The organism is Pantoea sp. SIMBA_079, assembly GCF_046940275.1.
Taxonomy (GTDB): Bacteria; Pseudomonadota; Gammaproteobacteria; order Enterobacterales; family Enterobacteriaceae; genus Pantoea; species Pantoea borealis.
In genome coordinates, this window is the sequence record NZ_JAWRYR010000002.1 from 29,333 (window position 1) to 42,900 (window position 13,568).

At 53.6% G+C, this 13,568-nt stretch carries 17 protein-coding genes; 10 read left to right on the forward strand and 7 right to left on the reverse strand.

The window, feature by feature from the left end; genetic code table 11:
• Positions 1-80 precede the first annotated feature (80 nt).
• Together SB719_RS03995 and SB719_RS04000 are read left to right on the forward strand one after the other, a co-directional pair.
• Positions 81-1,484 (forward strand): PLP-dependent aminotransferase family protein, encoded by a 1,404-nt coding sequence (locus SB719_RS03995; protein ID WP_065647603.1) that lies wholly within the window; start codon positions 81-83, stop codon positions 1,482-1,484.
• Positions 1,485-1,557: 73 nt separating this feature from the next.
• A complete protein-coding gene (locus tag SB719_RS04000) occupies positions 1,558-2,022 on the forward strand; it encodes a YlaC family protein (RefSeq protein WP_065647602.1) in 465 nt (154 codons plus the stop codon).
• Between the two features lie 69 nt (positions 2,023-2,091).
• Here the strand turns inward: SB719_RS04000 and SB719_RS04005 are convergent, their stop codons facing one another.
• The 3 genes from SB719_RS04005 to SB719_RS04015 all read right to left on the reverse strand — a co-directional run bounded on the left by SB719_RS04005 (position 2,092) and on the right by SB719_RS04015 (position 4,990).
• Positions 2,092-2,712 carry a pyridoxamine 5'-phosphate oxidase family protein gene (locus SB719_RS04005; protein ID WP_304234476.1) on the reverse strand — a complete coding sequence of 207 codons (621 nt, stop codon included), beginning with the start codon at positions 2,710-2,712 and terminating at the stop codon, positions 2,092-2,094.
• A gap of 239 nt (positions 2,713-2,951) precedes the next feature.
• On the reverse strand, positions 2,952-3,983 hold the full coding sequence (locus SB719_RS04010) for a methionine synthase (protein WP_304234474.1): 1,032 nt from the start codon (positions 3,981-3,983) through the stop codon (positions 2,952-2,954).
• Positions 3,984-4,006: 23 nt separating this feature from the next.
• The gene (locus SB719_RS04015; RefSeq protein ID WP_304234473.1) at positions 4,007-4,990 is read right to left on the reverse strand and encodes a DUF1852 domain-containing protein; all 984 of its coding nucleotides are present in this window, start codon (positions 4,988-4,990) and stop codon (positions 4,007-4,009) included.
• A 597-nt stretch (positions 4,991-5,587) separates the two neighbouring features.
• On the opposite strand from SB719_RS04015, the gene SB719_RS04020 reads away from it, so the two are divergent.
• Positions 5,588-6,922 (forward strand): MFS transporter, encoded by a 1,335-nt coding sequence (locus SB719_RS04020; RefSeq protein WP_304234471.1) that lies wholly within the window; start codon positions 5,588-5,590, stop codon positions 6,920-6,922.
• A 45-nt stretch (positions 6,923-6,967) separates the two neighbouring features.
• Here the strand turns inward: SB719_RS04020 and SB719_RS04025 are convergent, their stop codons facing one another.
• Complete coding sequence (locus SB719_RS04025) at positions 6,968-7,699, reverse strand: IclR family transcriptional regulator (RefSeq protein WP_065647597.1); 732 nt, start codon at positions 7,697-7,699, stop codon at positions 6,968-6,970.
• A gap of 164 nt (positions 7,700-7,863) precedes the next feature.
• On the opposite strand from SB719_RS04025, the gene SB719_RS04030 reads away from it, so the two are divergent.
• Both SB719_RS04030 and SB719_RS04035 read left to right on the forward strand, forming a co-directional pair.
• The gene (locus tag SB719_RS04030) at positions 7,864-8,556 is read left to right on the forward strand and encodes an RraA family protein (protein ID WP_292968900.1); all 693 of its coding nucleotides are present in this window, start codon (positions 7,864-7,866) and stop codon (positions 8,554-8,556) included.
• Complete coding sequence (locus SB719_RS04035) at positions 8,553-9,500, forward strand: hydroxyacid dehydrogenase (protein WP_304234466.1); 948 nt, start codon at positions 8,553-8,555, stop codon at positions 9,498-9,500. The genes SB719_RS04030 and SB719_RS04035 overlap by 4 nt, the downstream gene beginning before the upstream one ends.
• Positions 9,501-9,529: 29 nt before the next feature.
• Here the strand turns inward: SB719_RS04035 and SB719_RS04040 are convergent, their stop codons facing one another.
• The 3 genes from SB719_RS04040 to SB719_RS04050 all read right to left on the reverse strand — a co-directional run bounded on the left by SB719_RS04040 (position 9,530) and on the right by SB719_RS04050 (position 11,356).
• Positions 9,530-9,994 carry an anti-virulence regulator CigR family protein gene (locus SB719_RS04040; RefSeq protein ID WP_412158921.1) on the reverse strand — a complete coding sequence of 155 codons (465 nt, stop codon included), beginning with the start codon at positions 9,992-9,994 and terminating at the stop codon, positions 9,530-9,532.
• A gap of 102 nt (positions 9,995-10,096) precedes the next feature.
• Positions 10,097-10,672: a pyridoxamine 5'-phosphate oxidase family protein gene (locus SB719_RS04045; protein ID WP_412158922.1), complete on the reverse strand. Its 576-nt coding sequence runs from the start codon at positions 10,670-10,672 to the stop codon at positions 10,097-10,099.
• A gap of 24 nt (positions 10,673-10,696) precedes the next feature.
• Positions 10,697-11,356: an NAD(P)H-binding protein gene (locus tag SB719_RS04050; RefSeq protein ID WP_292968908.1), complete on the reverse strand. Its 660-nt coding sequence runs from the start codon at positions 11,354-11,356 to the stop codon at positions 10,697-10,699.
• Positions 11,357-11,498: 142 nt separating this feature from the next.
• On the opposite strand from SB719_RS04050, the gene SB719_RS04055 reads away from it, so the two are divergent.
• From SB719_RS04055 to SB719_RS04075, 5 genes are all read left to right on the forward strand, one after another.
• The gene (locus SB719_RS04055; protein WP_304234460.1) at positions 11,499-12,116 is read left to right on the forward strand and encodes a TetR/AcrR family transcriptional regulator; all 618 of its coding nucleotides are present in this window, start codon (positions 11,499-11,501) and stop codon (positions 12,114-12,116) included.
• A 126-nt stretch (positions 12,117-12,242) separates the two neighbouring features.
• Positions 12,243-12,446, forward strand: coding sequence for a hypothetical protein (locus SB719_RS04060; protein WP_304234458.1), 204 nt, complete (start codon positions 12,243-12,245; stop codon positions 12,444-12,446).
• A 50-nt stretch (positions 12,447-12,496) separates the two neighbouring features.
• Entirely contained in the window at positions 12,497-12,748 is a 252-nt protein-coding gene (locus SB719_RS04065; protein WP_304234456.1) for a biofilm development regulator YmgB/AriR family protein, read from the forward strand.
• 311 nt (positions 12,749-13,059) lie between these two features.
• Positions 13,060-13,287, forward strand: a complete 228-nt coding sequence (locus SB719_RS04070) for a YgdI/YgdR family lipoprotein (protein WP_412158923.1) — start codon at positions 13,060-13,062, stop codon at positions 13,285-13,287.
• 22 nt (positions 13,288-13,309) lie between these two features.
• The gene (locus SB719_RS04075; RefSeq protein WP_065647590.1) at positions 13,310-13,540 is read left to right on the forward strand and encodes a YgdI/YgdR family lipoprotein; all 231 of its coding nucleotides are present in this window, start codon (positions 13,310-13,312) and stop codon (positions 13,538-13,540) included.
• The last annotated feature ends 28 nt before the right edge of the window (positions 13,541-13,568 follow it).

Below are 13,568 nucleotides of genomic sequence, written 5' to 3' on the forward strand. Positions count from 1 at the left end.
CAATCAATTATGCAATCAAGTTACACCTTGATTATGACTGTGATATATCTGTCTGCGTAATGTCCTGAGCAGGATTTATGATGATTACGCCGCTTTTCACACGCTGGGCAACCCTGCTACAGCAGTCTACACAACGTCCGGCCTATCTGCGCATCGCAGATTTCATTGCAGAGGGCATCAGTACAGGCGAGTTGCCTTCACGCTATCGTCTGCCGCCGCTGCGTGAACTGGCGGAAACGCTGGGCCTGAATTACACCACGGTAACGCGCGGTTATGCGGAAGCGCGGCGCAGAGGATTAATTGACTCACGCCCAGGACTCGGCAGTTTTATTCGTGCGCGGGCGTCAGCCTCTTCAGCTCTGCCTGCCAGCACTTACGAAATGACCATGAATGCGCCGGCAGAGCCTGCCGGTGCAGCCGTTGAGGAAGCGCTGCGCGCAGGGGCCATCAACCTGTTTAACCAGACCGACATGCTGAGTCTGCTGCGCTATCAGGATTTTGGCGGCACGGCAGAGGATAAAGCGGCAGCGATGCGCTGGATCGGGCGCAAACTTCACGTAGAGAGCGAAGCGGACGTGCTGGTTTGTCCGGGCATTCACAGCGCCCTGATGGGCATCATGACATTGCTGAAGCGCAAAAAGGGCGCGGTCTGTGTCAGCAGCCTGATTTATCCTGGCATGAAGGCGATTGCCAGCCATCTGGGCGTGCGGCTGCAGCCGGTACTCTGTGACGCGCAGGGGCCCGATCCGCTGGCGTTTGAAGCGCTCTGTCGCAGCGGGGAGATCGGCGCACTCTATATCAATCCGACGCTGCAAAACCCGACCACGATAACGGTTCCGGAGGCGCGCCGGCGGGCACTGGCTGAGTGCTGCCAGCGGTATAACATTACGGTCATTGAAGATGACGCTTACGCTGCGCTCAGTGATGCGCCGGTACCTGCTTTTGCGGAGCTGATACCGGAACTGACCTGGTATCTTACCGGCCTGTCGAAGTGCTTTGGCCCCGGGTTGCGTATCGCGTTTGTGAAAGGCCCGGACAGACAGATGACGCAGCTGCTTTCCGGCGTGCTGCGGGCGCTGACGGTGATGTCCAGCCCGCTTACCAATGCGCTGGCGCGGCAGTGGATCAATGACGGGACCGCAGAACGCATGCTGATGGCTATCAGGCAGGAAGCGGGTGTCCGCCAGCAGATTGCGGCCACCTGCCTGAGCGGATACCCGTTTCAGGCTGACAGCGCAGGTTATCACCTGTGGCTGCCGCTGCCGGGGCTGGTCAACGCTAACGCCTCTGACATTGCGGCAAAACTGCGTGAAAAAGGGATCAGCGCCGTCTCCGGCGCAGCATTTTGCACCGGTAATGTGCCTGCCGATGCGCTGCGTATCTGCCTCGGCGGTTCACAGTCACGTCAGCAGTGCGAAGAAAGCCTGAAAATTCTGGCGGCGATGCTGGCAGATCCGATTCACTTTTCCGGTATGGCGATTTAGCCGCGCGCCGCGGCCGCTAAAAACACACAGTAAAATTTTAACTCCATCATCATGGGCAGATAAGGTCTAAAACATGAGCAATCAACTTAATGCGCTTCTGCAGCAGGAGCTGGACAGCATCAACCGCGCGGAAAAACGCAACGATCGTCCCTATTTCGACGTGTCGTTTATCCGTCAGTATCCGGGGCTGTATGGCCTGATGTGTTTTCTGTTTGTGCTGACCATGGCACTGTTACTCTATTCCGACTCCTTCGGCATGATCGAATATGTCGTCTGCTGTGCCATTTTCGCAGTTTGTAACTTCTTTTTCTTTTTTCACGTGAACCCGTCTTATCGGGTGAAAGATATCGACAAGGGCGCGTGGAAGAACTGCTATACCGGCGACTGGTACATGGAAGTCTATGTCAGGGAGGCGTTTATTCATGACCTGCTCAATGGAGATGTCCTGACTGAAAGCGAAAAAGCCACCCTGCAGGCGCAGTATGCCCGTAAAGGTCATCTCTACTTCGCTGATATCTACCGTCTGAGAACCCGGTAGTCTGCGGAACTGAAAACAGCCTGCTGGCAGGCTGTACAGTGCACGTTGCTGTTGCGGCCTCAGGCCGGGTTAATAGAGCGTCTCTTTCAGGCGACCAGGTAACGCCGCATCGTAGGCGTTCGCATCAATATCCTGCGAAATGCTGTGCAGTATGGAACCGGTGCTCGGCAGCGCATCTCGCGTGATGTGCGCAGCCGGATCCCAGAGCCTGGAACGGATAATTGCCCGGCTGCACTGAAAGAAAACGCTCTCAACCGTGATGGTCAGAACCGTTTTCGGTAGCTGATTATTCACCGCAAAACGGTTAAGCAAGGCGGGATCGATGCTGATAACGGCGGTGCCGTTCACGCGCAGGGTCTCTCCGATGCCCGGGATCAGGAAAAGCAGTGCCACCCGATTGTCATGCAGAATATTGCGCAGGCTATCAATACGGTTGTTGCCGCGCCTGTCGGGCAGCCAGAGCGTGCGCTCATCCTCAATGTGTACAAATCCTGCCGGATCGCCTCTGGGTGAAACGTCCAGTCCGTCCGGCCCGCAGGTGGCCAGCGCGACAAACGGTGACGCAGCGATAAAAGGACGATAGGCGGCGTGAATATGATCGGTAACTTTGGTCAGCGAAGGTTTAGCCACGGGGCCGTAGCACGCTTCAAGCGCGCTTAAATCGGTGATCGTACTGCTGTCATCTGCCATGCCGGGTTCCTGTATTTTACAAACCTGCGGCTAAAGTAAGGGATGTTTTGCGCCGGAAGCAATGTGCGCATGACATATTGCTGCGCTGCAGCACAGTTATTTTCAGCGCCTGCGTATAAATCTATTTGTTTATCTGATAAGCCGCCTGGCCGGGATAGCCGCAAAAGTGTATAGCGCGGTTAAGAATGATAAAAAAAGGGCCGACGTCAGACGTCAGCCCTGATACATCCTTAAACGTATTACTGGCCCAGCAGTTCACGGCGCACAATGTCAGCACCGGCGCTCAGCGCATCCAGCTTGCCGCGAGCAACCTGACGCGACAGCGGCGTCATACCGCAGTTGGTGCAGGGATAGAGCTTATCCGCATCGACAAACTGCAGCGCTTTACGCAGCGTTTCCGCTACCTGCTCCGGCGTTTCAACCGTGTTGGTCGCCACATCAATGGCACCGACCATCACTTTTTTACCGCGGATCAGTTCAATCAGCTCCATCGGCACGCGGGAGTTCTGACACTCCAGCGATACGATGTCGATGTTCGATTGCTGCAGACGCGGAAAGATTTCTTCATACTGGCGCCATTCAGAACCCAGCGTTTTCTTCCAGTCAGTATTGGCTTTGATGCCGTAGCCATAGCAGATATGTACAGCGGTTTCGCACTGTAATCCCTCAATGGCACGCTCCAGCGCGGCAATGCCCCAGTCATTGACCTCGTCAAAGAAGACGTTGAACGCAGGCTCATCAAACTGAATAATATCCACGCCAGCGGCTTCCAGCTCTTTCGCTTCCTGATTGAGAATTTTAGCAAACTCCCAGGCGAGTTTTTCGCGACTCTTATAGTGCCCGTCATACAGCGTGTCGATCATGGTCATTGGACCGGGCAGCGCCCATTTAATCGGCTGGGTGGTTTGCTGACGCAGAAATTTTGCATCATCAACAAATACCGGTTTAGTACGTGAAACTTCACCTACCACCGAAGGAACGCTTGCATCGTAGCGATTCCGGATCCGCACCGTTTCGCGCTTTTCAAAATCCACGCCGTTAAGATGCTCAATAAACGTCGTCACAAAATGCTGACGCGTCTGCTCACCATCGCTGACGATATCAATACCGGCCCGCAGCTGGTCATCGAGGCAGAGACGCAGCGCATCGCGCTTGGCATCGGCCAGATCGTCACCCGCCGGTTTCCACGGGGACCATAATGTTTCCGGCTGCGCCAGCCAGGAAGGTTTAGGTAAACTGCCAGACGTCGATGTCGGTAATAACTTTTTCACTATAGATAACCTTTTTCCATTAATCAGTGCGCAAACTCAGCAGACCATTGCTCCAGACGAGTCTGGTAAGGCTTGATAAAATGCTGTTCGGTAAATTTACCCTGCTCAACCGCCAGATGCGTGCGCTCTTCACGGTCATATACGATGCGTGTCAGTGAATAATCCTTGTGTGACAGGCTCGGCTGATACTCCTGTCCGGCCGCTGAGTTCGCGTTGTAGATCTCCGGACGATAGATTTTCTGAAACGTTTCCATCGTGCTGATGGTGCTGATGAGCTCCAGATCGCTGTAATCGCGCAGCAGATCGCCGGCAAAATAGAAAGCCAGCGGCGCAACGCTGCCCTGCGGCATAAAGTAGCGCGCCTGCAGGCCCATTTTGGCAAAGTAGTGATCGGTCAGCGAATCCGCATCCTGCCGATATTCAATCCCCAGAACCGGATGATGATTACCGGTACGATAATAGGTATTTTTACTGGAGACGCTCAGGCAGATGATCGGACGCTTGCTGAAGCTTTCTTTATAGATATCTGAGCTGACAAACCCTTTGAAGATATTGCCGTGCAGGTCACCAAAGTTTGCCGGGGTGCTGAAACCGGACTGGTTTTTATTATGCTCAGATAACACCACGCTGAAATCGTAATCGCGTACCCAGGAGGAGAAATTGTTCCCGACGACGCCTTCAATGCGCTGACCGGTTTTTTTATCCACGATGCCTGTTTTCAGGACTTCGATGACCGGGAACGGCTTTTCATTTCCAGCCGGATCGATATTCAGCTCAACGGAGATGATATCAAGCTCAACGGCATAGCGGTCAGCTTTCGGATTGTCCCAGTGCGCAAGTGAGTTAAAGCGGTTATCAATCATCTTCAGTGCGTTGCGCAGGTTTTCCTGACGCATTTCACCCCTTGCCAGGTTAGCAAAGTTAGTGGTGATACGCGTGTTTGCAGAAGGATTATAGTTTTCGTCAAAACGAAGGCTTTTAATTGAAAAGGTAAATTCTTTGTTCATCGTAATTTCTCACCTCAATTTCTGATGTAAACCTGCTTCTCTGTCTGCCTGTAAAACCGACGCTGAATGCTGATTTGATATAACCATTTCCTCAATGGGCTGACTCTTTTATGCCTTACTCCCCTGCTGAAAAAAAGTGATTAAATTTCACCAAACCTGAAGCTTTTTCATGTTGCAACGCCTGAACGCGTCAGTCAGTGCCGCCGGGGTTCAACGTGATGAAAGTTGCGAATCGCTCTGTTTTCAACATGCTGTTTTTTATGAAAAATTTATATTCATTCAACGCTGTCAGGATGAATAAATCTCAACATCGACTTTTTCACTTAGCTGAAAATATTTGTGGCATCAGTGCAAATGTTAAGAACAAAAGGGTGATACAACGCAGGCGCAGGAGCCTGCAGATGCCAGAGATGAACTTTCTGCAGCGTTATCGATCACAAATCCGCATCCGGGCCACGGTTAATCTGTGAGCTGAACCGCAATTCCACTATCCTGCACAAGACGCACGCGGAGAGTCTGATAGTTTATTTTGTACAACCGGGTTTTATAGAGTGAAACAACAGCGATGTTATCTAATCTGAACTGTGCGAGGACACAATGACTCAATCTCTACTTAACCAGGCGCCTGTGACCGCGCTGGAGCGTGAAACGATGCGCCGGGTGATCTGGCGGATTCTGCCTTTCCTCGTCGTCAGTTATCTGGTTTCCATTATTGACCGCGGAAACATCGGCATGGCGGCTTTGCAGATGAACGAGGATTTAGGTCTGACAAAAGCGGCGTTTGGCTTTGCCAGCAGCCTCTATTTTGTGGCCTATTTTCTGTTTGAGGTTCCGAGCAATCTCGCCATGCAGAAAGTGGGAGCACGGCTCTGGATCCCGCGCATTATGATCAGCTGGGGGATCGTAAGTATGTGTATGGCGCTGGTTGAGACCTCAACCTCGCTCTACGTGCTGCGTTTTTTACTGGGTGCAGCAGAAGCTGGGTTTTTTCCCGGCGTAGTACTGTATCTGACCTGGTGGATCCCTTCCCGCTACCGTGCACGCATCATCGCCTCGTTCATGGTGGCGATCCCGCTGGCCAATTTTATCGGTTCTCCGCTGTCGGGACTGATCCTGACGCTGGATGGCTGGTTCGGCCTGCGCGGCTGGCACTTACTGTTTATTATCGAAGGGCTGCCCGCTGTATTGCTGGGCATCGCGGCTTACTTTGTCCTGAGTAATCGCCCGCATGAGGCGCGCTGGCTGAACCCTGAGCAGAAGCAGTGGCTGGAAGAGACGCTGGAGAAAGAGCGCAGTGAACGTAAAAATATTGGTCACATCTCTACCTGGCAGCTGCTGAAACATCGTCAGATCTGGCTTTTTGCCCTGATCTACTCCGGTGCGTCAGCAGCCGGTACAACGCTCAGCGTCTGGTCACCGCAGCTCCTGAAGTCTTTCCAGCTGGATAATCTCACTACCGGCCTGCTTAATGCCATTCCTTATGGCCTGGCTTCCGTGTTGATGATTGTCTGGGGCCGTAACTCCGATCGCACCGGCGAACGGCGCTGGCACACTGCGCTGACGCTATTCATGATTGCAGGCGGTATTGCCGCTGCCTTTATTAACCTCTCTCTGCCGGCAACGATTATTATTCTGAGTCTGATTCTGGTAGGCGCTTACTCAATGAAAGGTCCGTTCTGGGCGCTGGCGTCCGGGTGGATGAGTAGCTCTTCAGCAGCGGCCGGGCTGGCAGCCATTGGCGCTATTGCTAATCTGATTGGCGGCGGCCTGATGGTAAACGTGTACGGCATTATTAATCAGAAAACCGGCAGCCATACGCTGGCGCTTCTGCCGCTTGCTGTACTCTGTCTGGCAGGAGGCATCGCTGTTGTGATCATGGGCAGAAAGATGGCGCGCCACACAGAAAATAAAGCGCGCGCGACAACACACTAACAGCGGGCCACGCTGAGGGAGCCGGTGCTGCAGGCCGGCTCCCTGTTATTCGCCAGCGGCTGCTATCCCCTCGCCATAACGGGCAGTGCAAAACTGCGGCGAAGCCCCCAGCCGCACCGAGAGCCGCGCGGCAGCATGGTACATTGCACTGGCTACGCCTTCTTTTCGGCGCGCTTCTGTGAGCCGCGAGGAGGGACCGGTCAGCGCCAGCGCGGCGACCAGCTTGTCGCTCACGCCAAATACCGGCAGAGCATAGGCTGCCGTGTGCGGATCGCGGGCTCCGGAGGTATAGAGAGGCAGCAGTGGCTCTTCACTAAACAGGGGCTCATTCAGTCCCCAGTAGCGTAAAACCTGACCAATAGCAGAGTGATCCAGCGGATAGGTTGTTCCCGGCAGCCGGCTGTGGCGCAAACCCTCTGTTGCTTCCGCACGGAACAGACAGAGCCGCTGCCCGCCCTCAATGACATACCAGCTGGCGCTCTCGCCAGTCTCCTGTGCCAGCTGATGCAATTCCGGCTGCACGACGCTTGCAAGATGAAATGACTGCTCATAAAGCTTTCCGAGATACAGCAGGCGCGGTCCAAGTCCATAGGTCCCGTCGTCATGTCGCACGGCGTAGTGCATGCGTTCCAGCGAATTCATCAGGCGGTATACCGTGGTTTTGTGGTAGCCCGATGCCTGCGCCAGCGCCGTCAGCGTCAGGCTGTTATCGCCCGGACGGAAACAGTCAAGCAGCGCCAGCGCCTTTTCAACTGCAATAACGCCTTCATTACCCATTGTTTTCTCCTTTTATGACGACTGCGAGTGTACCTGAATATTTGTGAGTCACCTCGTATTTACGTCACAAACTGCCGTCCGGCGCTGGCTAATCTTCCGACAAGCTCGCTATAGTAGTTTTATATTGTACATATCAATTTCACCTGGTAAAACAGCGAGGCAGTATGACTTCTCCGACACTTCCGATGATCAATCGCAATATCACCCGCGTATCTGATGAAGATACGCGCCAGGCCGCAGAGTATCAGGCGGCTATCCTTGCTGATGTTGCCGGCCGCCGTGGCACGTTGCATGGCAGAATTAAACCCCTTGCGGCGCACATGAAAGTAGCGGGTCCGGCGATTACCGTTGAGGTCAGACCGGGTGACAATCTGGCTATCCATGCTGCGCTCGCTATTGCCCGGCCTGGTGACGTCATCATTGTGGATGGCAAGGGTGATATCAGTTGCGCACTGCTGGGAGAAATTATGGCCACGCAGGCGAAAGCCTCAGGCATTGCCGGTATCGTTATTGATGGAGCGGTACGTGATGCGGACGCGCTCGCCAGCCAGTCCTACCCGGTTTTCGCTGCTGGTCTGAATCCCAGCGGACCCACAAAACTGATCCCGGGTCGTGTTAATCACCCCATCTCTGTAGCAGGAGCGCAGGTGCAGGCCGGTGACCTGATTGTGGGTGATGTTGACGGCGTAGTGGTGATCCCGCGAGAGGAGGTAAAAACGGTCATTGCGCTGGCGAAAAAGAAGCTGGCGGCCGAAACCCAGCGTATTGCGGCTATCGCAGCGGGCGACACGCGTGCGCCGTGGCTGGAGCAGGCGCTGCGCCAGGCTGGCATGCTTGCTGCGGAGGAGACGCTATGAGCGAAGCACGCAGCGTTATTCTGGTAACCGGCTGCGATCTGGCGGAGGAGGCCCTGCAGCTTCTGACCGGCTATGACGTTATTTTTGCCGGCAAACAGCCCACGGAGACGCAACTTATCGATCTCTGCCACCAGCATAACCCGGTCGCTATCCTGGTACGGTATGGAAAAATTACCGCAGCGATCATGGACGCCGCCCCGGCCTTACGGGTGATCTCCAAACACGGCAGCGGGATTGATGTCATCGATCAAAAAGCAGCGGCGAAAAGGAACATACGCGTCTGCTCAGCGCCAGGCGCCAACGCTGCAGCGGTCGCAGAACATACGTGGGCGCTGCTGCTGGCCTGCGCAAAATCTGTTGTGCCACTCGACGCGCGTATGCGCGCCGGGCACTGGGACAAATCGGTGCATAAATCTCTTGAACTGGAAGGCCGTACGCTGGGGCTGGTCGGGCTGGGCGAAATCGGTCGCCGGGTCGCAAGAGCTGGCTACGCGTTTGGCATGCGCGTGCTGGCTTACGATCCTTACGCTACTTTCGTGCCTGAAGGATGCGAGCAGGTAAACACGCTGGAAGCACTTTATCAACAGGCTGACGTAGTATCCCTGCACTGCCCGCTGACTGAGGATAACCGCGCAATGATCAATGACGCCGCGCTACGCCATTTCAGACGCGACGCCATTTTTATTAACACTGCCCGCGGCGGCCTGGTCGATGAGCCAGCGCTTGCCGCAGCGCTCGCTGACGGCAGACTGCGTGCCGCCGCACTCGACAGCTTTTGCGCAGAGCCGCTGACCGTGCCTCATTGCTGGCAGTCGCTGCCGAACGTTATTCTTTCACCGCATATTGGTGGTGTCAGCGACGCCTCTTACATCAAGATGGGCACAGTTTCCGCTGCAAATATTGTCAGCGTACTGAGTGAAACAAAACAGCGAACTCTGGCCTGACAGCTTTTTAGCCCGATCAGCCGGGCTATCTAGTCAAATACACCGTTGAGTACCGCCGTGACTACGGCGGTACTTAGTGCAATCAGGACCAGGTTATCCCCCACGGCCCGCCATTCATAGCCAGGATAGTAAGGCAGCTCTTTTACCAGCGCAGCCGGTAACGTTTTCTTTGCGATCCCGGGCGGCAGTGGCTTACCCCGTGCAACATTTTTAGCAATGCCTGGCGGCAGAGCCCGATAGCCTGTGACGCCATAGCGCTCTGCCAGCGCGCGTGCCGTTGCATAGCTCAGCGCTGATCCCGCCTGTTCCGCGCTGCTTTGGCCCTGATGGGAGTGCTTGTCAGCATGCGGATTTCCTTTACCGGCATGTTTTTCACCTGCTCCGTGTGGTCCCTGACCATGGCCCTTCCCCGGATCCGCTGCTGCTGATCCGGCTATCAGACTTAATGCAAATAGGGCTGCCAGCGTAGCCGCTGGAGTGAAAGATTTGCTCATCGCCTCTGCTCTCAGGTTAAAAATGTTGAACATAATTATAGTAAATCTGGATCTTTTTTCTGCCGGAACCTGATCCTGTGGTTTGCGCGGCTGAGAGAGAAACTAAGGTGCCAGCCACCGCCCCGCCCATCCGTGCGCCTGCAGTAAGAATTCACAGCGTTGATGCGGATCGGCACTGACATCAAGCAGCTCTATACGCTTTACTATGATGCGTATCAGCGCAAAATTTTCCGGAGGATCAGTTAACGAGGCAGAAGCGTGTCCGGCACATGCCGCCTCCGGAGCGTCAAGGATCGTGCCGGGTGAATCAGGTGAGTGGAAAAGCTGCTGCGCAGAGGGCCGCAGCGTTTGCCAGATAGCATGGCACAACTCGCGCTCATCAACGCGACACGCTTCACCTTCCAGTCGCAGCTGGAGGCTGTTCTCTGCATCCCAGCCCAGCAGCGAGACATGCGGATTAGCCCTCATCTCCTGCACTTTTGCGCTGCGTGCGTCAGTGGTAAACAGTAATGAGGCTGGCGCAGGACTGAAATCGCGCAGCACGATTGTTCTGAGTTTAGGCTGCGCGTTTCCTGTTACGCTCGCCAGCTGCATCAGGGTAAAAGGTGAGCGCGTGCTCACCGCATGCGTTAACTTCTGCCAGATTGCCTGCAGATGCGCATCCAGTGAAAGTGCCATAGCCTCTCCTTACTGCTGAATGGGTTAAGGTGTAATAAGCGCGTCTATCGCTTCTGTAACGGGTCTCTCTCCCGCCGTCAGCTCAATGATGACGCGGGACACGGCAGGCTGATGGACCAGCGCCGCCAGCGTGGCGGCAACATCTGCACGTCCGATAGTGCCATAGGCGATTGCCGGCCCTGCGCTGATTCTGCCGGTTGCCGGCTCATCGGTTAACGTGCCGGGGCGCACAATCACCCAGTCAAGCGCGCTTGCGGCAAGGATCACGTCGGCCTGTTTTTTTACGCGCATATAGTTTTCAAAAGTGTCAGAAAGCTGCCTGCCGCGTCCGGCTTCAGGAAAAGCAGAGACCAGAATAAAGCGTTTTATCCCGGCGCGCTGCGCGGCGGCAACGGACTTAATCAGCCCCTCACCATCAACGGCCTTAGTCATCTCCTCTCCGCCTTTCCCTCCGGCGCCCGCCGTGAAAACCACCAGCCCGCATCCCTGCATCAGCCCGGTAAGTTGCTGTTCATCCAGGGCAACCAGATCTCCCCTGACAGTCTGAATACCCTGTTGCTGCAAGCTGGCTTCCTGTTCAGCGGTGCGGCACAATGCACGTGCCGTCACACCGTCCTGGCTCAGCTGCTGACCCAATTGACGTCCGATATTTCCTGCACCACCCACAATAAAGACGTCTTTCATGCTGTTCCCCTGCTGCAAAGACTGAAATATTTATCACAATACGATGTAATTTAACCACTTAACTCTAGCGTAAATCTCCGGCGTTGACCGGTTCAGGCGCAAACGGGATACTTTGGAAACAATCGCTTCAGAAGGGCTGTGAATGCCAACAGTAAAATCTTCTGCCGCTGCTCCCCGTGAACGCGGCAGACCGCGCAATTTTGATATTGATGTTGCGCTTGATAATGCCATGATCGTTTTTCGCCAGAAAGGGTTCCACGCCGCCTCTATTGCCGACCTTGGTGAAGCCATGCAGCTTACTGCAGGTAGCATCTACAAAGCTTTTCAGGACAAGCGCTCGCTTTTTTTGCGCGTGTTTGAGCGCTATATTGCAATTCGAAATACCGATTTGCGCGAACGTCTGAGCGCATACGCTACTGGCCGCGAGCGGGTTGCTGAGCTGCTTCAGTTCTATCTCGATTCCGCCAGCGAAATTGAGGGACGGCGCGGCTGTCTGGTTGTAGGCAGCACCGTTGAACTGCAGACGCTTGATGAAGAGTTATCTCATCTGGTGCGCCAGGCCGTGCTGCGCAACCGGGCTTTTCTTATATCGCTGATTCAGCAGGGTCAGGATGATGGCTCAATAGCCAGCCACCTGGATGCCGATACCACTGCCGGCTTGCTACTCTGTATTGCATTTGGTATGCGTGTAGTGGGTAAAATTCAGGATGTGACTAATGGCGAAGAAACTATTAAGATGGCGCTGCGCCTGCTGGATTAATGCTGCTGCGCTATTAGGAAATACGCATTTCCTAATTAAGTTATTTGACTGTTGTCGCGACTTTACGTTACAGGCGTCTCTGACATATTAAAAACGTTAAGCAATTTAAAAATGGATGAGGGTTATGTGCGGCAAGATGATTCAGAAGATGCAGAAGCGATGCACGCGTTACTGGGTGACGTCATTACGCAAATATTAAAACCAGGCGAAGCGCTTTCTTTGCAGGAGATTATTGGTGCGTTATACCGTACCGGTTTGCGGAGTGACAGCCCTGAAGTACAGCAGGCGTGTGAAAAGGTTATTCGGTCGCTGGCAAAGAAAATGAACTAATAGTGCCCGGTGAAGGTTGATTAAGCCTGTTAAATTAAGAAGAGAGAGTTATGTGCCAGAATCCATATTTTCCTGCAGCGGATAAAATCAGCGCAGAAGAGCAGACCAGAATACAGCAATCTGCAGAATTCAAATTACTCGGTGAAATGGTTAAAGAGATTTTAAGTTCTGATAAAACGCTCAACCGTAAGGCCTTGTGTATTTCTTTGCTTTCGCGGCTTGATCACTGTACCGATCCAGCAGAAAAAATGCATTACGATAATCTTTTTAGCTTGCTGTTAGGGCGGATTCAGGCAGCCTGACGTTAGTCATTGCCCTCGCCGATCATCACTTACCGAATCTTCTTTTTTGTACTCACACTGATACATCTGTATGGCGTGATATCGCTTTCGCTAAAGATGTTTTCACGTATTTCGATCGTTTTCTTTCGATATGTCTGCGTTTATCTGTTTCTCAGGCATTAACGGCCTGATGCCAAACCGCGCGCTTTGGCAGAACACAGGCTTCTGCTTTTCGCCGCATTAATTGCACAAAAAAATCATCCAGGTCAGACCACTCCCGGAAATTATGGACTATGCTCCTCTTATAACGTGTCCAGAAATAGGGAAATATGATGAAAAAAATGGTTGTTGCTGCTGTAGTCCTGACTTCACTTTTAGCCGTAACCGGCTGCTCGTCTAACCAGGCGATTAAAACGACTGATGGCCGCACCATTATTACCAGTGGCAAACCACAGGTAGACAGCGATACCGGACTGGTATCGTATGAGAACGCGCAAACCGGCAAAACTGAGCAGATCAATCGTGATCAGATCACGAACATGAGCGAACTGAATAACTGATCCATCTATCAAGGAGAGCACAATGAAGAAAGTTATTTTACTTCCTGTAGCAGCGGTTATTGCCCTGTCCGCCCTTACCGGCTGTACCCGTACCAGCTACGCTATTCATACCAATGATGGTCGTACAATTGTCAGCGACGGCAAACCGAAAGAAGCAGAGTCAGGACTGCTGGGCTATGTTGATGCTAACGGCGTTAAACAACAAATTAACAAAGCTGATGTGAAAGAGGTTTCCGAGATCCCACGCTCATAATTCGCGTGATATCACCGATAAGCCCGCG